The sequence below is a fragment of the Bradyrhizobium sp. LeoA1Lang genome (genome assembly GCF_055413685.1).
In genome coordinates, this window is record NZ_JBVAPG010000038.1 from 11,593 (window position 1) to 30,393 (window position 18,801).

The 18,801-nt window shown below is 65.4% G+C and carries 17 protein-coding genes; 7 read left to right on the forward strand and 10 right to left on the reverse strand.

Features of this window, described 5'->3' with window-relative positions:
- Window positions 1-178 precede the first annotated feature (178 nt).
- Genes ACZYOF_RS15340 through ACZYOF_RS15355 form a run of 4 tightly spaced genes read right to left on the reverse strand, consistent with a single transcriptional unit; the run spans window position 179 to window position 2,974 of the window.
- Window positions 179-1,435: a CCA tRNA nucleotidyltransferase gene (locus tag ACZYOF_RS15340; RefSeq protein WP_463716276.1), complete on the reverse strand. Its 1,257-nt coding sequence runs from the start codon at window positions 1,433-1,435 to the stop codon at window positions 179-181.
- On the reverse strand, window positions 1,432-1,695 hold the full coding sequence (locus ACZYOF_RS15345) for a DUF6111 family protein (RefSeq protein WP_463716277.1): 264 nt from the start codon (window positions 1,693-1,695) through the stop codon (window positions 1,432-1,434). The genes ACZYOF_RS15340 and ACZYOF_RS15345 overlap by 4 nt, the downstream gene beginning before the upstream one ends.
- On the reverse strand, window positions 1,692-2,351 hold the full coding sequence (locus ACZYOF_RS15350; RefSeq protein WP_463716278.1) for a CoA pyrophosphatase: 660 nt from the start codon (window positions 2,349-2,351) through the stop codon (window positions 1,692-1,694). Before ACZYOF_RS15350 ends, ACZYOF_RS15345 begins: the two co-directional genes overlap by 4 nt.
- Before the next feature lie 8 nt (window positions 2,352-2,359).
- Window positions 2,360-2,974, reverse strand: a complete 615-nt coding sequence (locus tag ACZYOF_RS15355; protein WP_463716279.1) for a DUF1285 domain-containing protein — start codon at window positions 2,972-2,974, stop codon at window positions 2,360-2,362.
- 234 nt (window positions 2,975-3,208) lie between these two features.
- Here ACZYOF_RS15355 and ACZYOF_RS15360 point away from each other — a divergent pair, with 234 nt between their 5' ends.
- The 6 genes from ACZYOF_RS15360 to ACZYOF_RS15385 all read left to right on the forward strand — a co-directional run bounded on the left by ACZYOF_RS15360 (window position 3,209) and on the right by ACZYOF_RS15385 (window position 13,361).
- A complete protein-coding gene (locus ACZYOF_RS15360) occupies window positions 3,209-4,204 on the forward strand; it encodes an AAA family ATPase (protein ID WP_130582713.1) in 996 nt (331 codons plus the stop codon).
- The gene (locus ACZYOF_RS15365) at window positions 4,204-5,145 is read left to right on the forward strand and encodes a DUF58 domain-containing protein (RefSeq protein WP_282531622.1); all 942 of its coding nucleotides are present in this window, start codon (window positions 4,204-4,206) and stop codon (window positions 5,143-5,145) included. The genes ACZYOF_RS15360 and ACZYOF_RS15365 overlap by 1 nt, the downstream gene beginning before the upstream one ends.
- Window positions 5,142-7,946, forward strand: a complete 2,805-nt coding sequence (locus ACZYOF_RS15370) for a DUF4159 domain-containing protein (protein WP_463716280.1) — start codon at window positions 5,142-5,144, stop codon at window positions 7,944-7,946. The genes ACZYOF_RS15365 and ACZYOF_RS15370 overlap by 4 nt, the downstream gene beginning before the upstream one ends.
- 181 nt (window positions 7,947-8,127) lie before the next feature.
- Entirely contained in the window at window positions 8,128-10,191 is a 2,064-nt protein-coding gene (locus tag ACZYOF_RS15375) for a hypothetical protein (protein ID WP_463716281.1), read from the forward strand.
- A 273-nt stretch (window positions 10,192-10,464) separates the two neighbouring features.
- On the forward strand, window positions 10,465-10,878 hold the full coding sequence (locus ACZYOF_RS15380; RefSeq protein ID WP_463716282.1) for a DUF2946 family protein: 414 nt from the start codon (window positions 10,465-10,467) through the stop codon (window positions 10,876-10,878).
- 101 nt (window positions 10,879-10,979) lie between these two features.
- On the forward strand, window positions 10,980-13,361 hold the full coding sequence (locus tag ACZYOF_RS15385; RefSeq protein WP_463716283.1) for a TonB-dependent receptor: 2,382 nt from the start codon (window positions 10,980-10,982) through the stop codon (window positions 13,359-13,361).
- A 195-nt stretch (window positions 13,362-13,556) separates the two neighbouring features.
- On the opposite strand, the gene ACZYOF_RS15390 is transcribed toward ACZYOF_RS15385, so the two are convergent.
- The 4 genes from ACZYOF_RS15390 to ACZYOF_RS15405 are packed head-to-tail and all read right to left on the reverse strand — an operon-like array spanning window position 13,557 to window position 16,773.
- Window positions 13,557-14,069, reverse strand: coding sequence for a GNAT family N-acetyltransferase (locus ACZYOF_RS15390; RefSeq protein ID WP_394568028.1), 513 nt, complete (start codon window positions 14,067-14,069; stop codon window positions 13,557-13,559).
- 48 nt (window positions 14,070-14,117) lie between these two features.
- Complete coding sequence (locus ACZYOF_RS15395) at window positions 14,118-15,050, reverse strand: glycosyltransferase family 2 protein (RefSeq protein WP_463716284.1); 933 nt, start codon at window positions 15,048-15,050, stop codon at window positions 14,118-14,120.
- Window positions 15,051-15,094: 44 nt separating this feature from the next.
- On the reverse strand, window positions 15,095-16,240 hold the full coding sequence (locus ACZYOF_RS15400) for a hypothetical protein (protein ID WP_463716285.1): 1,146 nt from the start codon (window positions 16,238-16,240) through the stop codon (window positions 15,095-15,097).
- Window positions 16,241-16,296: 56 nt separating this feature from the next.
- The gene (locus ACZYOF_RS15405; protein ID WP_165421420.1) at window positions 16,297-16,773 is read right to left on the reverse strand and encodes an NUDIX domain-containing protein; all 477 of its coding nucleotides are present in this window, start codon (window positions 16,771-16,773) and stop codon (window positions 16,297-16,299) included.
- A gap of 145 nt (window positions 16,774-16,918) precedes the next feature.
- Between ACZYOF_RS15405 and ACZYOF_RS15410 the strand changes: the two genes are divergently transcribed.
- The gene (locus ACZYOF_RS15410; protein WP_463716286.1) at window positions 16,919-17,806 is read left to right on the forward strand and encodes a metallophosphoesterase family protein; all 888 of its coding nucleotides are present in this window, start codon (window positions 16,919-16,921) and stop codon (window positions 17,804-17,806) included.
- 5 nt (window positions 17,807-17,811) lie between these two features.
- Here the strand turns inward: ACZYOF_RS15410 and ACZYOF_RS15415 are convergent, their stop codons facing one another.
- Together ACZYOF_RS15415 and ACZYOF_RS15420 are read right to left on the reverse strand one after the other, a co-directional pair.
- A complete protein-coding gene (locus tag ACZYOF_RS15415; RefSeq protein WP_463716287.1) occupies window positions 17,812-18,372 on the reverse strand; it encodes a hypothetical protein in 561 nt (186 codons plus the stop codon).
- Between the two features lie 212 nt (window positions 18,373-18,584).
- A complete protein-coding gene (locus ACZYOF_RS15420; protein ID WP_027581316.1) occupies window positions 18,585-18,794 on the reverse strand; it encodes a DUF4170 domain-containing protein in 210 nt (69 codons plus the stop codon).
- Window positions 18,795-18,801: the final 7 nt, after the last annotated feature.

The following is an 18,801-nucleotide window of genomic DNA, read 5'->3' on the forward strand; positions in this document are numbered from 1 at the left end:
CCTGCCTGCGATGCGGCCTGGTTCACAAAGCCCGGCGGCGCCTGGCGCTCAGTGACAATGAGCAACCTCGTAGCCCGGGTGGAGCGCAGCGCAACCCGGGACAACTCCGCTCCATGTCGAACAGCACCCCGGGTTACGCTGCGCTTCACCCGGGCTACCGGACAGGCTGGCGAGGAGTTCACAATCGGTGGTCGTGGGCGAAGCGGGCGACCATCTCATCGGCGATCGCCGAGAGCGCCGCCTGGTCGAGCGGAAACTCCGCAGCGAGCCACGCCTGTTCGGCCTGGGCCAGCACATGGCCGAGCGCCGGTCCCTCGGCAATTCCGCGCGCGATGAAATCGGCCGCTTTCAGCGGAAATTTCGGCGCCTGCCAACGCTGCGGCAGGCGCGCCAGTTCGCGCCAATGAGCGATGTCGTGGCCATCGCTCATCCGCGCCCAGGCCAGCATCAGCCGGTCGAGATAGGCCGCCTCGCCGAGACGGTAGAGCCAGCGGCGCGCCGCCGCCTCGTCGATACCAGCGAGTTGCCACGAACGATCCGCCATCGCTTCCAGCGCCTTCGCCTCTGCATTGGTGAGCCGCAGCTTGACCGCAACGCGCTTTGCGTCCTCGGTGATGGCGAGTGCGAGCGCACCGAGCCGGCGCACCGCGCTCGCCTCGAGCCCGAGCTCGCGCTCGGCTGCGATCATGACTGCGAACGGCCCGGTATAGCCGACGCTACCGAGGATCATCTGCAGCAGGCCGCCCTCGGCCATCGCGGTGACCGCGGCTACCGCGCCGTCGGCGACCACGAGCTTGAGCATTTCCATGCGCACGCGCTCCGCCGAAAGCTGCGCCAGGCCGGCACGCCCGGCGATGCAGGCGAGATAGCCGGCGCGATCGGGATCGCCGGCGCCGTAAGCCGCATGCATGCGAAAGAAGCGCAGGATGCGCAAGTAATCCTCGGCGATGCGCTGACTGGGATCGCCGATGAAGCGCACGCGGCGAGCGGCGATATCGTCGAGCCCGCCGACATGATCGTGCACCACGCCTTTGGCATCGACCGAAAGGCCGTTGATGGTGAAGTCGCGCCGCTCGGCATCGCGCGCCCAGTCGCGGCCGAATGCGACCTTGGCCTTGCGGCCATAGGTTTCGGTATCCTCGCGCAGCGTCGTGACCTCGAACGGATGCTTGTCGACGACCAGCGTCACCGTGCCATGCTCGATGCCGGTCGGCACGCTCTTGATTCCTGCCGCCTTGGCGCGGCGCATCACCTCCTCAGGGACCGCCGTGGTCGCGAGATCGATGTCGCCGATCGGCCGGTGCAGCAGCGCGTTACGCACCGCGCCGCCGACCACGCGCGCTTCCTCGCCGTTGGCGTTGAGCAGCGCGAGCACGCGTGCCGTGGATCCCGATCTCAGCCAAGGCGCCTGCTCCAGCGCACGTGCGTGCGTCATTTCTCAACTCCGGGCACGAGCTTGCCATTCTCGATATGAGCGGGGATATAGGTCGAATTCGGCGGCGCGCCGGAGAAATGCGCGAGCAGCACGAAACTGACCACGACCAGCAGCAGCGCTCCCAGCACGAGCTTCGCAATCAAAGGCAACGGCCAGGACGATTTCGCCAAGACGCCGGAGCGCGTTGCAATGAGGAACAAGGCATAGACCGCGAAAGGGATCAGGAAAATTCCGATCTCGGTCAATACCGGACGGATCATGGCAGGTAGATCCGTTCGTACAATACGCGCAGGATCCCGGCTGTGGCGCCCCAGATGTAACGCTCGGCGAAGGGCATCGCATAATAGGAGCGCTCGGTGCCGCGGAATTCCTTGCTGTGTCGCTGATGGTTCGCCGGATTCATCAGGAACGAAAGCGGCACCTCGAACGCGTCGACGACTTCACCCTCGTTGATCTTGAGCTTGAAGCCGGGCTTCACGCGCGCCACCGTCGGCAGGATGCGAAAACCAAATGCCGTGCCATAGAGGTCGAGATAGCCGAGTGGCTCGATGAAGTCGCGCGTCAGCCCGACTTCCTCATCGGCCTCGCGCAGCGCGGCGTCGAGCGGCGACGCATCCGTCGCATCGATCTTGCCGCCGGGGAATGAGATCTGGCCGGCATGGCTGCTCAAATGCTCCGAGCGCTGCGTCAGCAGCACCGTCGGCTCATCGCGGTCGACCACCGGGATCAGCACCGCGGCCGGCCGCACCGGCTGTTCGTGCGCGACGATCTCGAGCATGCGGTCATTGCCGGAGTCGCCGGTCCTCGGAATGATGTTGGGATCGACCAGGCCGGGCGGGACGTCGAAATTCAGCCGCGCATGGCTGCGCGCGAAAAACTCCGCCGAGCTGATCGCCGCCGGCTCCGTCTTCAGCATCGGCTCGTTCAAAGCGCGTCCCTCACCTCTTTCGCATCCGCCATCGCGAAGAATGCGCCGCCGGACTCGATTCCGAACATCGGATGACCATCGACCATCCGCTCTTCCCCCATGTCAACCAGATCGTAGTAGAGCGGACGGGTGACCTTGGCCCAGAGATCGGCGCGGACGTGCAGATAGGGCGTGAGCCCGCCGTCATTGCCCGGCTCGAAGCGGAGGGCGTGCGCGGCGTCGCAATCGACCCAGTCGTCGACATTGGTGCGGAACCTGAGCAGCCGTCCGCGTCCGTCCTCATCCTTTTGCATCTCGACCGCAAGGAATGGCGCGTCGTCGACGCGGATGCCGACCTTCTCCACCGGCGTCACCAGGAAATGCTTGCCGTCTTCGCGTTTCAGGATGGTGGAGAACAGCCGCACCAGCGCCGGCCGGCCGATCGGTGTACCCATATAGTACCATGTGCCGTCGCTGCCGATTCGTATATCGAGATCGCCGCAGAACGGCGGATTCCATAAATGCACGGGTGGAAGGCCCTTGCCGCCGGCAGGATTTGTTTTCGCGGCATTGGTGGCCGCGGCGGTCAATCCTTCGAGGCCCTGACGACTTGTTTGCCCTTCGTTCGCCATGGTTTGCCTTAAGGTTGAGAGCTTCAATCTGGCACGATTGGTGCACGTCGCTTACGTACATCCTTCAGATGTGCGCGGGGATGGTGTTCTCGCCACATCGTGATGGCGTTCATACCCTGAAAACCCGTTAAGGTGGGGATAGTTTAATTCAACGAATACATGGCCTTCGCGTATGCTTAGCATGGGGCCAATGGCGTGACGACGCGAGGTTGCGCCGTCGATAAGGAGCACGGAATGGCTGGTGCAGACAGTGTCGAAAAACTGGAAGACGTGATCGTCCGCTCGGCCGAGCAGGTTGCCGGCCAGATCCGTACGGCGAAAGAGGCGATTTCCACGGTTATTTTCGGCCAGGACCGGGTGATCGAGAATACACTGGTGACGATCCTCTCCGGCGGACATGCGCTGCTGATCGGGGTTCCCGGCCTTGCCAAGACCAAGCTCGTGGAGACGCTCGGCATCACGCTCGGCCTCGACACCAAGCGCATCCAGTTCACCCCGGACCTGATGCCGTCGGACATCCTCGGCGCCGAGGTGCTGGATGAGAGCAGCACCGGCAAGCGCTCGTTCCGCTTTATCGCAGGTCCGGTATTCGCGCAGCTTCTGATGGCGGACGAGATCAACCGCGCCAGCCCGCGCACCCAATCGGCACTGCTGCAAGCCATGCAGGAGCAGCACATCACGGTTGCGGGTGCACGTCATGACCTTCCCAAGCCATTCCATGTGCTGGCGACGCAGAATCCGCTGGAACAGGAAGGCACCTATCCGCTGCCGGAAGCGCAGCTCGACCGCTTCCTGATGGAGATCGACGTCGACTATCCCGACCGTGAGGCCGAACGTCGCATCCTGTTCGAGACCACCGGCGCGGAAGAGACGCTGGCGAAGGCTGCGATGAACGCGGAACTGCTGCTCAGCGCACAGCGGCTGGTGCGAAGGCTGCCGGTCGGCGACTCCGTCGTCGACGCCATCCTGTCGCTGGTGCGCGCCGCGCGGCCCAATCCGGAAGGCGAGAAGCTGATCGCCTGGGGACCGGGCCCGCGCGCCAGCCAGGCCTTGATGCTTGCGGTCCGCGCCCGCGCCCTACTCGACGGGCGGCTCGCGCCCTCGATCGACGACGTGCTCGATCTCGCCGAACCCGTGCTCAAGCACCGCATGGCGCTCACTTTCACTGCGCGAGCCGAAGGCCGCACCATTCCTGACGTGATCAAGCAATTGAAGACGCGGATCGCTTGATGGCCGCAGAGAACAAGCACCTGAACGAGGAGATCGTTGCGGTCCGACGTGCCGATGGCGAAAGCCGATCGCTCGCCGCGTCGCTGCCGCGCCTGGTGCTCGAGGCCCGCCGCATCGCCAACAACGTCATCCATGGCTTGCACGGCCGCCGCCGCGCCGGCGCCGGCGAAAGCTTCTGGCAATATCGCCGCTTCGTCTCCGGCGAGCCGTCGCAGAACGTCGACTGGCGGCGCTCGGCGCGTGACGACCATCTCTACGTCCGCGAGCAGGAATGGGAGGCGGCGCACACCGTCTGGATCTGGCCCGACCGCTCGCCGTCGATGGCGTTCGCGTCCAAGCAGGCGCGCGATTCAAAGCTCGAGCGCGGCCTGATCGTCGCCTTTGCGCTGGCCGAATTGCTGGTCGCCGGCGGCGAACGCGTCGGCATTCCCGGCTTGATGAACCCGACCGCGAGCCGCACCGTCATCGACAAGATGGCGCAGGCGATACTGCATGACGATGCGACCCGCGCCAGCCTGCCGCCGTCCTTCGTGCCGTCGGCGCTTTCCGAGATCGTGGTGCTGTCGGACTTCTGGTCGCCAATTTCGGAAATCCGAACCACGCTCGCCGGGCTGTCGGCCTCCGGCGCGCACGGCACGGTGATCCAGGTCGTCGATCCCGCCGAGGAAACCTTCCCCTATTCCGGCCGCGTTGAATTCGTCGAACCGGAAGCGGGCACTGCGATCACCGCGGGCCGCGCCGAGAGCTGGGCCAGCGACTATGTCGCGCGCGTCGCGCTGCATCGTGACGAGATCCGCGCCGAGACCAACCGGCTCGACTGGTTGTTCTCGACCCACACCACGAGCCGCTCCGCAGCGGAGCTGCTATTGTTCCTGCACAACGGCATGACGGTCAGCAAGGCCAGCGTACGGTCCACCGTCAAAGTGGGGCTCGGCGCATGATCGCAGGTCTGCCGCTGTCCTTTGCCGAACCGATGCTGCTGTTGGGCCTTCTGAGCCTGCCCGCACTGTGGTGGCTGCTCCGCGTGATGCCGCCACGGCCGAGGCGCATCGAATTTCCGCCGACCAGATTGCTGTTCGATATCCAGCCCAGGGAAGAGACGCCATCGCGCACGCCATGGTGGCTGACGCTGCTGCGCCTTCTCGCCGCCGCGCTCGTCATCTTCGCCGCGGCCGGGCCGATCTGGAATCCGCAGACCGGCCTTGCGTCCTCCAAGGCGCCGCTCGTGATCCTGCTCGACGACGGCTGGAGCTCGGCCTCGAGCTGGGACGCGCGGATCAGGGCCGCCGACGAACTGATCGCCAATGCGGAGAACGACCGCCGCGGCGTGGCACTGGTGCCGCTATCGGAGTCCGCGCGTGACATCACGCTGATGCCGGCCGGTACCGCGCGCGTCGCGCTGCGGCAGTTCGCGCCAAAACCCTATTCGATCGACCGCGTCGACACGCTGCCCGCCATCGATCGGTTCCTGAAAGCCACCGGCGATGCCGAGATCGCCTGGCTGTCCGACGGCGTCGACACCGGGCGCGGCGCGGAATTCACCGAAGGCCTCGGCAAGCTGGTCGAGAACCGCACGCTGACGATCTACGAGGGCGGCGCGCCGTCCGCGCAGGCCCTCGTCGCCGCCGAGAATGCCGCGGCCAAGATGACGGTAAAAGTCCTGCGCACCGAGACCGGCATCACCTCCGGCACGGTGCGGGCGCTGGATGCCAAGGGCTCGCCGATCGGCGAGGCGCGCTACAGCTTCGCTCCGCAGGATCGCGAGACCGAGGCATCGTTCGATCTCCCGGTCGAACTGCGCAACGATATCGCGCGGCTGGAGATCGCCGGCGAGCGCTCCGCCGGCGCGGTGCAGCTCCTCGACAAGAGGTGGCGGCGCCGTGCGGTCGGCGTCGTCTCCGGCGCGACCAACGACACCGCGCAGCCGCTGCTCGCCTCGACCTTCTACCTTTCCCGTGCGCTGTCGCCATTCGCCGATGTGCGTCTCGGCGACCGCGGCGCGCCACAGCAGGCGATCGCGCAATTTCTCGACCAGCGGCTGCCGATGATCGTGATGGCTGATGTTGGCACGCTGTCGCCGGAAATCCGCGAGCGGCTCAACGCCTGGATCGACCAGGGCGGCGTGCTGGTGCGTTTCGCCGGCCCGCGGCTGGCGCAAGCCGATGACGATCTGGTGCCGGTGAAGCTGCGCCGCGGCGGGCGCGTCCTCGGCGGCAGCCTGACCTGGGAGAAGCCGCAGCATCTGGCCTCGTTCACCGCCGACGGCCCGTTCGCCGGTCTGGCGGTGCCAAAGGATATCACCGTGAGCCGGCAGGTGCTGGCCGAGCCGGATGCCGTACTCGCCACCAAGAGCTGGGCGTCGCTGGAAGACGGCACGCCGCTCGTCACCGGCGAGCATCGCGGCAAGGGCGTGGTCAGCCTGTTCCATGTCGGCGCGGATTCGCGCTGGTCGGACCTGCCGATGTCCGGCACTTTCGTCGAGATGCTGCGCCGGCTGGTCGACATGTCCGGCTACACGTCGAAGCCTGGTGCTGGAGTCGCCGGCGAAGCCAAGGCCGAGACCGTTGCGCCACTCCGCACGCTGGATGGCTTTGGCGCGTTCGGCCCGCCGCCGTCGACCGCCAAGCCGATGCCTGCCGATTACCGCGACCGCGCGACGCTGGATCACCCGCCCGGCCTCTACGGCCCGGCCGACGCCCCGATCGCCGTCAACACGCTGGCGACCACCGACCGCATCGCCCCGCTCGATACGTCTGCCCTGCGTGCACGGCGGGCCAGCTACACCAATGCCGAGCCACGTGATCTCCGCGGCATCCTGCTGTCATCGGCGCTCGGTCTGTTCCTGCTCGATGCGATCGTGGTCGCCATGCTCGGCGCCGGCCTTGCCGCGCTGTGGCGGCGGCGCGCGGCACCTGCGGCGCTGGCGCTCGCCTTCCTGCTGGCATCGATGGCGCCGTCCACCACGCGCGCCGAGAACAGCGACGACTTCGCCATGAAGGCGGTTTCGCAGACACGGCTCGCTTATGTCGTCACGGGCAATGCTGACGTCGACTCCATCGTGAAAGCCGGCATGTCCGGGCTGACACTGTTCCTGGCGCAACGTACCGCGCTGGAGGCCGGCGATCCCGTCGGCGTCGATCCCGCGCGCGACGAACTCGCCTTCTTCCCGCTGATCTACTGGCCGATCGTCCCCGGCGCGCCAAAGCCACCGCAGGACGCGATCAACAAGATCGACGCCTATATGAAGCAGGGCGGCACCGTGCTGTTCGACACCCGCGACGCCGTCGAGGCGCCGCCCGGCGATAACAGCGGCTCGCAGACGCCGGGCATGCAGGCGCTACGCGAAATCCTGTCCTCGCTCGACGTGCCCGAACTCGAGCCCGTGCCGCGCGAGCACGTGCTGACCAAGACGTTCTACCTGTTGCGCGACTTCCCCGGCCGCTTCACTTCGGGCCAGACTTGGGTCGAGACGCTGCCGCGCGAGGACGATGACGAAGCCGCGCAGCGGCCCGCGCGCGGCGGCGACGGCGTCTCGCCGATCATCATCACCTCCAACGATCTTGCCGGCGCCTGGGCGATCCGGCCCGACGGCCAGGCGATGCTGCCGCTCACCCCCGGCGAGCCGCGCCAGCGCGAATTCGCCTTCCGCGCCGGTGTCAACATCGTGATGTACACGCTGACCGGCAACTACAAGGCCGACCAGGTGCACGCGCCGGCCCTGATCGAGCGGCTGGGACAGTGATGCGCATGATAAGCCGGAACACTCACCACGCACACGCCGTCATGCCCGGGCTTGTCCCGGCCATCCACGCCTTGCCACGCTGCAGGAAGAACGTGGATGCCCGGGAGCGCAGACAAGTGTACGCAGTCTGCGCAAGGCAGCCTGCTATGCCCGGGCATGACGATGCGGATCGGTTCTCGCTATGAACTACGGCATCGCATTTACACCCCTCGTTCCCTCGCTCGTGCTGTGGATCGGGCTTGCGGCGATCGTCGTCATAGCGGCGCTGCTCCTGCTGTCACGCACGCGCGGCGCATGGATACGCGTCGCGGCGCTGGCGCTGGTTCTGCTCGCGCTTGCCAACCCCTCCTTCACCCGCGAGGACCGTGAGCCCCTGTCCTCGGTCGCCGCCGTCGTGATCGACAAGAGCCCGAGCCAGAATTTCGGCACGCGCAACCAGGAGACCGCGAAGGCCCAGGAGGCGCTGGTCGACAGCCTGAAGAAGATCAAGGGCCTGGAAGTGCGCGTCGTCGACGCCGGCCAGGCCGATGGCGAGACCGACGGCACCAAGCTGTTCGGCGCATTGTCCTCCGCCTTGTCGGACGTTCCGGTCGACCGTGTCGCCGGCGCCTTCCTGATCACCGATGGCCGTGTGCATGACATCCCGGCCAGCGCCGCCGCCCTCGGCTTCCAGGCGCCGGTGCACGCGCTGATTACGGGACGCAAGGATGAGCGCGACCGTCGCATTGCAATTTCGGCCGCGCCGCGCTTTGGCATCGTCGGCCAGACCCAGACCATCACCTACCGGCTCGACGACCAGGGCGTGACCGGCCAGAGCGCCAGGATCACCGTGCGTCGCGACGGCGAGGTGATCAACGAGCGCACGCTGCAAAGCGGCCAGACCGCCAATGTCGACATCGATATCAAGCATGCCGGACCCAATATCGTCGAGATCGAGGCATCTCCGCTCGACAATGAACTGACGCTGGTCAACAACCGCGCGGTGGTCGCGATTGACGGCGTGCGCGACAAGCTGCGCGTGCTGCTCGTCTCGGGCGAGCCGCATTCCGGCGAGCGCACCTGGCGCAACCTGCTCAAGTCCGACGCCAGCGTCGACCTCGTGCATTTCACCATCCTGCGTCCGCCGGAGAAGCAGGACGGCACGCCGATCAATGAATTGTCGCTGATCGCGTTTCCGACCCGCGAACTGTTCCAGCAGAAGATCAACGAATTCCAGCTCATCATCTTCGACCGCTACGCCCGCCAGGGCGTGCTGCCGATCGCCTATTTCGACAATATCGCGCGCTACGTCCGTGCCGGTGGCGCGGTGCTGGTCTCCGCCGGCCCCGACTATGCGTCCACGACCAGCATCTGGCGTACGCCGCTCGACTCGGTGCTCCCGGCCGAACCCGTCGGCGTCACCGAGAAACCGTTCTATGCGCATCTTTCCGACGCCGGAAAGCGCCATCCGGTGACGCGCGGGCTGGAAGGTTCCAGCAGCGAGCCACCGCATTGGAGCCGCTTCTTCCGCACCGTCGACACCCGCAACGCGATCGGCCAGCCCGTGATGACCGGCGCCGATGGCAAGCCGTTGCTGCTGCTGTCGCGCTTCGGCGAGGGTCGTGTGGCGCTGCTGCTCTCCGACCACATCTGGCTGTGGGCGCGCGGCTATGAGGGCGGCGGTCCGCATCTCGACCTGCTGCGGCGGATGTCGCACTGGCTGATGAAGCAGCCTGATCTGGACGAGGAGGCGCTGCGGCTGCAGATCCAGGGCCACGATCTCTCCGTGGTGCGCCAGACCATGGGCGACAGCGTTCCGCCGGTCACCGTGACCTCGCCGAGCGGCGCCACGCGTGAGATGACGCTGACCCAGGGCGAGCCCGGCGAATGGAAGGCGACGCTGCCCGCCAACGAGCTCGGCCTGTGGCAGGCGACCGACGGCACGCTGAAGGCATTGGTCAATGTCGGCCCGACCAACCCAAAGGAATTCTCGGAAGTGACGTCCACGACCGAGATGCTGAAGCCGCTGGCGCAGGCGACCGGCGGCGACGCCCGCCGCGTGGTCGACGGCACCAGCCTCGACATGCCCCGCATCGTGCCGGTGCGTGCGTCGAGCGTGTTCCGCGGCGAGGGCTGGATGGGCGTCAGGATGCGCGACGCCAGCGTCGTCAAGGGCGTCGGCGTGCTGCCGATGTTCGCAGGCCTGATCGGCCTGTTGCTGCTGCTCGGTGCCTTCGCCGCGACGTGGCTGCGCGAGGGACGATGAGATCGCCCGATCCGTAGTCCCGTAGCCGGGTGAAGCGGAAGCGGCGTCTCGAGGGATGGACCGCGCTCGAGATATGGGCCTCATGGTTCGAGACGCGCGAAGACGCGCTCCTCACCATGAGGGTCTGTCAGCCGCCGTTGCAACAATCACACAGCCTCAACCGATCGCGCGGCGCTCGCCTGAGCCGCGGTTGACACCGCCATCTCCTTCCGATGTTATAATATAACATCGGGACGGTTGGGGTAACCGTCCCCCGGGGGTGGGCGTAAACTCGTGAAGTGGATTCGAAGACACGTCAAACTTGGCGCGCGGCTGGCGCTATTCGCGCTCGCCGTTCAGTTTGTGCTGTCGTTCGGCCATTTCCATCCGGCGCAGGCCGCTCCCGCTCTCCAGACCGCGACATCGCAGACCGACTTCCTTCGCGCCGCGGACCTCATGGTCACGGATGCGGCGAGCCTGTCCGCGCCCCAGCAGCAATCTCCGCACCAGGATAACCACCAGCAGCCCACCGACGGCTGCGCCATCTGCGCCGTCATTGCCATGGCGCACGGCATGGTGTTCGCCACGCCACCGGTGCTGTTGCTGCCGCAGGCGATCGAACTTCTCCAACTCACCACCGAAGCCGGCTTCGCCCATCTCGGCACTACCCATCGGGCGTTCCAGTCGCGCGCGCCACCCCTCTCCTGATCGATTGACCGAACCGCCTTCGCACGCCCGCTGCGCAAGCGGGATGCGAAGGCCATCGCAATCGGTGCGCCGGCTTGGCCGACGGCATCAGGATCAGGAAAATGGGATTCAAGAGAAAAAGAGCATTCCACGTCGGTGGAGCAAGCTGGCTAGTACTATGCGCGTTCGGCAGCGGCGCGATCGCTCAGGATGCACCCGCATCGGCGCCGGCAACGCAACTGCCTGATATCAACGTGACGGCACCAAGTCCGATCGTGCGGCGCCACCGGGCCGTTGCTCCGGCGCGCGCCCCCGTTCGCGCCGCGCGCAACACACCCGGCCGCAATCGCGAGCGCGTGGCCCAACAGCCGCAGCCCGCGCCGGCCGCGCCGCCAGCGCCACAGCAAGGGGTGCTGCAGGTCGTGACCGATCAGTTCGCAACGGTCACCGTGGTGCCGAATGAGGAAATCCGCCGTGAGGGCACCGCCCAGCTCGGTGACCTCCTGTTTTCCAAACCGGGCATCACCGGCTCAACCTTTGCACCGGGCGCTTCGAGCCGGCCGGTCATCCGAGGCCTCGACGTCAATCGCGTTGGAATCATCGAGAACGGCAATAACGCCGGCGGCGCCTCGGATCTCGGTGAGGATCATTACGTGCCGGTTGATCCGCTTGCCACCAACCAGGTCGAGGTCATTCGTGGTCCGGCGGCGATGCGTTACGGTTCGACTTCGATCGGCGGCATCGTGAGCGCGACCAACAACCGCATTCCGGACGCCCTTCCCTCATGCGCGGCCCCGCCGTTCCAAACCTACGGCCTACCGGCGAAAGCGCCGCTGGCTGGCGCACCTTCGTCACCTTGCGTGAACGTCGAGACGCGAACGGCAGTGAGCTCCGTCGATCGCGGCGTCGACGGCGGCATCCTGCTCGATACCGGCGCAGGCAATTTCGCGTTTCACGCCGACGCCTTTGGTCGCAAGGCCGGCGACTACAGCATTCCCAGTTATCCTTACCTGTTCGACCAAACCAGACCGGTCAACGGGCGGCAGCCGAATTCGGCCATGCAGGCGGACGGTGCCTCGATCGGCGGCTCGTATATCTTCAATGGCGGCTTTATCGGCGCTGCAATCACCCAAAACGATTCACTTTATCACATCCCTGGCATCGACGGCGCCGACCATCAGACCCGGATCGACGCACATCAGACCAAGATCACCATGAAGGGCGAATACCGGCCGGATGCGGCGGCCATCGATGCAATCCGTCTGTGGGCCGGCGCGACCGACTACAGGCACAACGAGATTGGGCTGGCCGATCCAGCCGATCCATTCAGCGACGGTGTACGCCAGACCTTCACCAACAAGGAGCAGGAAGCCCGCGTCGAGGTGCAGTTGATGCCGTTCAACGCGCGCTTTGCCGACGTCACCACCGCGTTCGGCCTGCAGGGCGGCCACCAGGAATTGACCGCTCCGAGCCCGGACGACCCCGGCTCGCTGTTCAACGGCCTGTGGAATCCGAACAACAACAACCGTATCGCCGGCTACGTCTTCAACGAGTTCAAATTCTCCGAGACGACCAAGGCCCAGATCGCCGGTCGTATCGAGCATGTCGAGTTGCACGGCTCGACGCCGAATTTTCCACCCGACTTCCTGCCGGACGGCAATCCGCAGTTCAACATCGCCCGCAATCCGTCCTTTACGCCGAAGAGCGGCAGCATCGGGTTGCTCCAGAACCTGCCCTACGATCTCGTCGGCAGCATCACCGCGCAATATATCGAGCGCGCGCCAAAACCCGCCGAACTGTTCTCACGCGGCCCGCATGACGCCACCGCCACCTTCGATATCGGCAATCCCAACCTGACGATCGAGACCGCGAAATCGGTCGAGATCGGCCTGCGCAAGGCGACCGGACCATTCCGCTTCGAGGCGACCGCCTACTACACCCATTTCGACAACTTCATCTTTCGCCGGCTCACCGGCGTGATGTGTGACGAGGACTTCAATTCCTGCGGCGCGCCCGACGGCGAATTGAACCAGGCGGTCTATTCCCAGCGCAACGCCACCTTCCGCGGCGGCGAATTCCAAAGCCAGCTCGATATCGGGCCGCTCTATAGCGGCATCTGGGGCATCGAGAACCAGTTCGACATCGTCCGCGCCACCTTCAGCGACGGCACCAACGTGCCACGCATTCCTCCGATGCGCGTCGGCGGCGGCGTCTACTGGCGCGACGACAACTGGTTCATGCGCGTCAACCTGCTGCACGCGTTTGCACAGAACGACGTTGCTCCGATCGCGGAGACGCCGACGGCGGGCTACAACCTGCTGAAGGCAGAGGTCAGCTACAAGACCACGCTCGATCCGTCCTGGTTCGGCGCACGCGAGATGACGGTCGGCCTCGTCGGCAACAACCTGCTCAACGAGAACATCCGCAACTCCGTCTCCTACACCAAGGACCAGGTGCTGCTGCCCGGCATCGGCGTCCGGGCCTTTGCGAACCTGAAGTTCTGAGCCGGCTCCCTTCCCTCTTCCACGGCTCGTGGGAGAGGGAGGAACGTACCTAGAGCATTTTCGGTTCTGATTGAATCAGAACCGAAGCTCTAGATTCTTGTTTTGACGCGTTTTCTACGCAGATAAGTCTACGCAATCTGCGTAAACTTGATTGCTATGCGAACCGGTGCCCACTTCGCTCGAAAACGCTCTAACCTACCGCGCCTTGCTCCAATCGGGGCCGATCGGTCCGGAGACGTCGGTGAAAGCGCCTTCCACAAGCTCGGCCACCAGCAGACGGTTGTAGTCGACCGGGCCGGGCATTGTCGCCCTGCCCTTCGGGATCACCTTGAAGCCGACGCGGCTGTAATAAGGCTCGTCGCCGACCAGAATCACGAGGCGGTGCCCTTTGGCCTTGGCATCGGCGAGCGCGCGGTCGAGCAACGCGCGGCCGACGCCGCGGTCGCGGAACGGCGGCTCCACCGTCAGCGGGCCCAGCATCAAAGCCGGTGTGTCTCCAATCATGACGGGCAATTGCCTGACCGAACCGACCAAAAGTGTGCCGATGCGCGCGGTGAAGGACAGATCGAGCAGATGGTCGACATGCTCGCGCAGCCGATAGGCGCTAAGCACGAAGCGGCCGGGCCCGAACGTACGTTCGTGCAGGCGCTCGATCGCCTGGGCGTCGTTCGGCGCTTCCGGCAGGATGGTCAGCGACAAATCACTCATGGTGAGGCGCGGGATAGCACCTGGATCGGGCGCGGTCCATCGCCCGCGTCATTTCTTGTTAATGGCCGGCTGGGACAGGTAGGCGAGCAGCTTCATTTCGCGGCGGCCGCGCGTCACCGTGTCGAGCACCAGCCCTGACGAGACCGACAGCATCGCCACGATCATGAGGCCCGTCGACAGCACCGCCGTCGGCAGCCGCGGTACGATCCCCTCCTCGATGAAAGTGATGACGATCGGGATCGCCAGCACGATCGAGATCAGCGCGAGAACCATCCCGATGCCGGTGAAAAACCGCAGGGGCCTCTCCGAGCGATAGAGCTTCAGGATGGTTCCGAGAATCCGAAACCCGTCGCGCCAGGTATTCAGCTTGCTGACCGATCCCTCCGGCCGGGCATAATAGGGCGTCTCGATCTCGCCGACCGGCAACGCCAATTCCAGCGCATGGACGCTGAGCTCGGTCTCGATCTCGAAACCGTCCGACAGCACCGGAAAGGATTTCACGAAGCGGCGCGAGAACACCCGGTAGCCGGACAGGATGTCGCGAAATGCGTGGCCGAACACGGCGGAGAGGAAGCCGGTGAGCATCCGGTTGCCGGTGCGGTGGCCCTTTCTATAGGCAGCGGCGGATTGATCGATCCGAACGCCGACCACCATGTCGAGATGATCGTTCACCAGGGCTTCGATCATGCGCGGGGCACTCGGCGCGTCGTAGGTCGCGTCGCCGTCGACCAGGACATAGATGTCCGCGTCCACGTCGGCGAACATCCGCCGCACCACATGTCCCTTGCCCTGGCGCCGCTCGCTGCGGACCTCTGCACCGGCGGCACGCGCGATCTCGGCGGTACGGTCGCGCGAGTTGTTGTCATAGACGAAGATCTGTGCCTGCGGCAGCGCCTTGCGAAAATCGGCAACCACAGTGCCGATCGCCGCTTCCTCGTTGAAGCACGGCACCAGCACCGCGACGCGGAATGCGGAAGCCATCATTGCCACCGTCGCTGACCGAGCCGTGACATCCTCGCTGACCATCAGGTACTCGCTTTTTGCGGCACGCCAAAATCCTCCGCGAGCTTCGGCGCCCAATGATCCAGGGTAGCGAACAACAGCGTCCACAATGACAGCATGACGATCGGGATCACGTAATACGGCGTGAAGACGGGATGGCTCATGAAGAAGATCAGGTTGATGACGAGGTTGAGCCCGACCACGGCGACAATCTGTCGTGTCGCCACGCGCCCCCCGGACCGCCACAGCGCCACCACCGAGGCGATCGCAATCAGCAGCAGCGGGAATTGTGCATCCCGCACATATTGCAGCAGGACCGACGCATTCACTTCCGGCGGCACCGCGTCGACACCGCCATAGGTGGTCGAGAACGGGCTTCCCGCATTGATCGCGTTCGCGATCAGTGTTGGCGCCATGCCAATCAGGAACGCGATGCCGAACGAGAGACCCTGCCAGAAGGTATTCATGTTCCGTGCACGCAGGAAGGCGACGAGGAAGAACACCGCATAACCTGCCGCGAGAAGCAGGTTCGGCAGGCGGAAATTGACGGAAAGGCCGATCAACAAGCCAACTGCCGCGGCAAGCAGGATACGACGGGTGCCCGCACTAGCGAACAGCCGCGCGGTCAGGAAGCCGGTCAGCGCGCAGACGACCATGGTCGGCGCCACGGAATAGCTTGCCTTGGTCGGATTGATCATCAAATAGAGCGCCACGATGCCGAACACGCCGGCGAGCACGACAGCGGAACGCGTGACAGCGCGGGCCAGGGCAAGCAGCGCAAGCCCGAAAATCGCGATCGACGCGGCGGCATAGAGCGGGATCACCTGAAAGCCCGATGGAAACAGCGCGAGCACGAAGCCGGTGCCCGGCGGATATTGCAGCACGACCTTGTTCAACGCCGCCGTGAAGGTATGGCACGGCAAAAGCGCGGGATCGCCGGGATCCGGGAAATTGATCTCCTGGAGCTTGCGCAGCATGTAGCGGTCGTCATCCCTGGCGATGTTCGTGTCCAGGCCGCTTATGCCGAAGCGCTGGAACAGATGCGCCTGGCGGAGGTAGCAGATGTCATCATAGACGCCGCGGCTTTCGTTCCATTTCGAGATTGTCCAGATGTTGCTGATCAGGATCAGCAGCAACACGACGCCGAAGGCGGTTTTCAATTGTTTCATCCGGCCCCTGTCGCGGCGTTCGATCTTTAGGACGCGTCTTCTAGCACAAGCCGTCGCTAGCGCCATGTGGCGATCGGCGCCCCGCCGCCGAGCACTTCGGCTATCCGCAGGCGGGTGCCGGGCGTGGTGTCGGCGGGCAATGCCGCCGGATCGAAGAAACCGGTGTCCACGATCTCATGGTTCGGCTCCGGCAGGCGGTCCTGGCGGTACTGCCTGATGACATAGACCGCGACATGGTCGCGGCGGGAGACATGGCTGTTGAGGAAGACACCGTGCAGCACCGGGGTGCCCACAAGCTCGATGCGCCCCTCCTCCTCGAGCTCGCGCCGCAGCGCTTCCATCAGCGTCTCGCCGACCTCGACGCCCCCGCCGGGCAGGTACCAGCCGCTGACATAGCTGTGCTTGACCAGGAACACCTTGTTCTCGTGATTGAGCACGACCGCGCGCACGCCGAGCGTCATGCCGCGGGCCAACCGAAAATAGAGATGGAACACCCGCCTGAGCTGCGGCTCGTAGCGCTTGCGCAAATCCATCAGGATCGTCACGAAAACCTCGACTGGAACGACAACGACGTTTGATCCTTGCGCGGAAGGCGCCCGCTTGCCAATAGAATGCGGACCATCAGGGAATGACCATGCCGCGGCTGTATATCACGGACAGGCCAACAGGGACGGAATGATGGCGGCGTTTCGGTTGGCGCATCTGTCCGATCCGCATCTGCCGCCGTTGCCGGTGGCGCGGCTGCGCGACCTCGCGGGCAAGCGCGCCTTCGGCTATCTGAACTGGACCCGCAACCGTCACAAATACCATCGCCGCGAGGTGCTGGATGCGCTGGTGGCGGATTTGCAGGGGCAACACCCGGATCACATTGCGATTACCGGCGATCTCGTCAACCTGGCGCTGGAGACGGAGTTCAAGCCGGCGCGTGCCTGGCTCGAGAGCGTCGGCCCGCCGGATCGCGTGACCGTCGTTCCCGGCAATCACGACGCCTATGTGCGCTCGACGCGGCATCGCTTCGCCGCAACCTTCGCCGACTATCTGCGCGGCGATGGTGCAGATGGCGCCGCGCTGTTTCCGTTCCTGCGCCGGCGCGGTCCGGTGGCCCTGATCGGGACATCCTCCGCGGTGCCGACGCCGCCCTTGATGGCGACCGGATGGCTCGGCCACGCGCAGCTCGCAAGCCTCGAGCGCATGCTGGCGGAATTGTCGACCGAGGGCGCCTTCCGCGTGCTGCTGGTCCATCATCCCCTGCATTCGGATGCGCGCGTCAAGCGGCTCACCGACTCGCACAAGCTGCTCGATCTCATCAAGCGATACGGCGTGGAATTGATCCTGCACGGCCATGACCACATCCATTCCACGATGTGGTTCGACGGGCCGAGCGGCAAGATCCCGGCGATCGGCGTGCCCTCGGCTTCGGCGCTGCCCCGCCATCATTATCCGGCGGCGGCGTACAATCTGTTTTCGATCGAGCGCGACGGCAATGCCTGGCGCTGCGAGCAAGTGGTGCGCGGGATCGGCGACGATTTGCGCGTCGGGCGTTTGAGCGACACGCGGCTGGCGTGAGGCCGCTAGAGATTGTCCAGGCTCGCAAACAGCGCCAGCGCGAACAGCGCGAGTGCGCCGAGGATGAAGCCGAGCAGGAACATCCCGAATCTGCCACGGCGGCGCTGCGGCTTCTCGGCGGGCAGGGGCTCCGCCGCCTTGGGGGTCGCCACCATCGCGTGCTCGCGTTCGATCATGCGGCGGGCGACATAGTCGGTCACGGCATCGACGATGACGGGCACGTCGTGCGATTCGGCGAGCACGATGCGGCCGAAGCGGGTGTCCTGCACGAAGCGGTAGATCCGCTTGTCGCGGCCCATCACGACATGGGCGACGACGTCGATCCACAGCCGCGGCGTCTCGCCCTGGCTGATGCCGCGGTCGAACAGGTCGACCTTTTCCGGCACCTGCGCGAACAAGGGATCGAGCGCCTCGTTCAGGATCTCCAGCCGCGCGACCTCGGCATCGCGCAACTCGACGACGACGCCAGTGCGATCCGCGGCCTCGATCCGGGCCTTGCGCAAAGCTTCGCGCAGCGTCGGCCGCATCTCGCTCGCGGCATTGCCGGTATTCTGGGCGTCCGACATCCCTTGCGGCCTCGTCCTGACGGGTTCTACCGGATTAACCTATCAGTAACCGTTACTTCCGCAAAGGCCGTTGGTTCCCAAGGGGTTATCGGGCGACTTATCCCCAAGGGGGCGTCAAGGGGCTGTCCCGAAATCAGACAGCCCCACCCGGAAATCCGGATGGGGCCGTCCGTCCTTGGACGTCTTCTTCAACGCTGACCGTCGGCAGCCTGTCAGGCCGGGACGCGGGAGGGCTCTTCCACGATGGAGAAGCGTACGCCGGCCTTGTGGCGGTTCTCTTCCGACACTTCGCGCCAGCAGTCCTCCGCCTCCTTGCGGGTCTTGAACGGACCTTTGACCTGGGCCGAGCCTTCGACGAGCTTGTGGAAGTTCATCGAACCGAACTCACCGCCGATCACCCAGAAATTGCTGCCTTTGGTCATGATAGTC

Bases quoted from the DNA above. Each gene is read 5' to 3' on its own strand.
- ACZYOF_RS15340 (WP_463716276.1), bottom strand. From the start codon at position 1,435: ATGACGCACGCACGTGCGCTGGAGCAGGCGCCTTGGCTGAGATCGGGA.
- ACZYOF_RS15345 (WP_463716277.1), bottom strand. From the start codon at position 1,695: ATGATCCGTCCGGTATTGACCGAGATCGGAATTTTCCTGATCCCTTTC.
- ACZYOF_RS15350 (WP_463716278.1), bottom strand. From the start codon at position 2,351: ATGCTGAAGACGGAGCCGGCGGCGATCAGCTCGGCGGAGTTTTTCGCG.
- ACZYOF_RS15355 (WP_463716279.1), bottom strand. From the start codon at position 2,974: ATGGCGAACGAAGGGCAAACAAGTCGTCAGGGCCTCGAAGGATTGACC.
- ACZYOF_RS15360 (WP_130582713.1), top strand. From the start codon at position 3,209: ATGGCTGGTGCAGACAGTGTCGAAAAACTGGAAGACGTGATCGTCCGC.
- ACZYOF_RS15365 (WP_282531622.1), top strand. From the start codon at position 4,204: ATGGCCGCAGAGAACAAGCACCTGAACGAGGAGATCGTTGCGGTCCGA.
- ACZYOF_RS15370 (WP_463716280.1), top strand. From the start codon at position 5,142: ATGATCGCAGGTCTGCCGCTGTCCTTTGCCGAACCGATGCTGCTGTTG.
- ACZYOF_RS15375 (WP_463716281.1), top strand. From the start codon at position 8,128: ATGAACTACGGCATCGCATTTACACCCCTCGTTCCCTCGCTCGTGCTG.
- ACZYOF_RS15385 (WP_463716283.1), top strand. From the start codon at position 10,980: ATGGGATTCAAGAGAAAAAGAGCATTCCACGTCGGTGGAGCAAGCTGG.
- ACZYOF_RS15390 (WP_394568028.1), bottom strand. From the start codon at position 14,069: ATGAGTGATTTGTCGCTGACCATCCTGCCGGAAGCGCCGAACGACGCC.
- ACZYOF_RS15395 (WP_463716284.1), bottom strand. From the start codon at position 15,050: ATGGCTTCCGCATTCCGCGTCGCGGTGCTGGTGCCGTGCTTCAACGAG.
- ACZYOF_RS15400 (WP_463716285.1), bottom strand. From the start codon at position 16,240: ATGAAACAATTGAAAACCGCCTTCGGCGTCGTGTTGCTGCTGATCCTG.
- ACZYOF_RS15405 (WP_165421420.1), bottom strand. From the start codon at position 16,773: ATGGATTTGCGCAAGCGCTACGAGCCGCAGCTCAGGCGGGTGTTCCAT.
- ACZYOF_RS15410 (WP_463716286.1), top strand. From the start codon at position 16,919: ATGGCGGCGTTTCGGTTGGCGCATCTGTCCGATCCGCATCTGCCGCCG.
- ACZYOF_RS15415 (WP_463716287.1), bottom strand. From the start codon at position 18,372: ATGTCGGACGCCCAGAATACCGGCAATGCCGCGAGCGAGATGCGGCCG.
- ACZYOF_RS15420 (WP_027581316.1), bottom strand. From the start codon at position 18,794: ATGACCAAAGGCAGCAATTTCTGGGTGATCGGCGGTGAGTTCGGTTCG.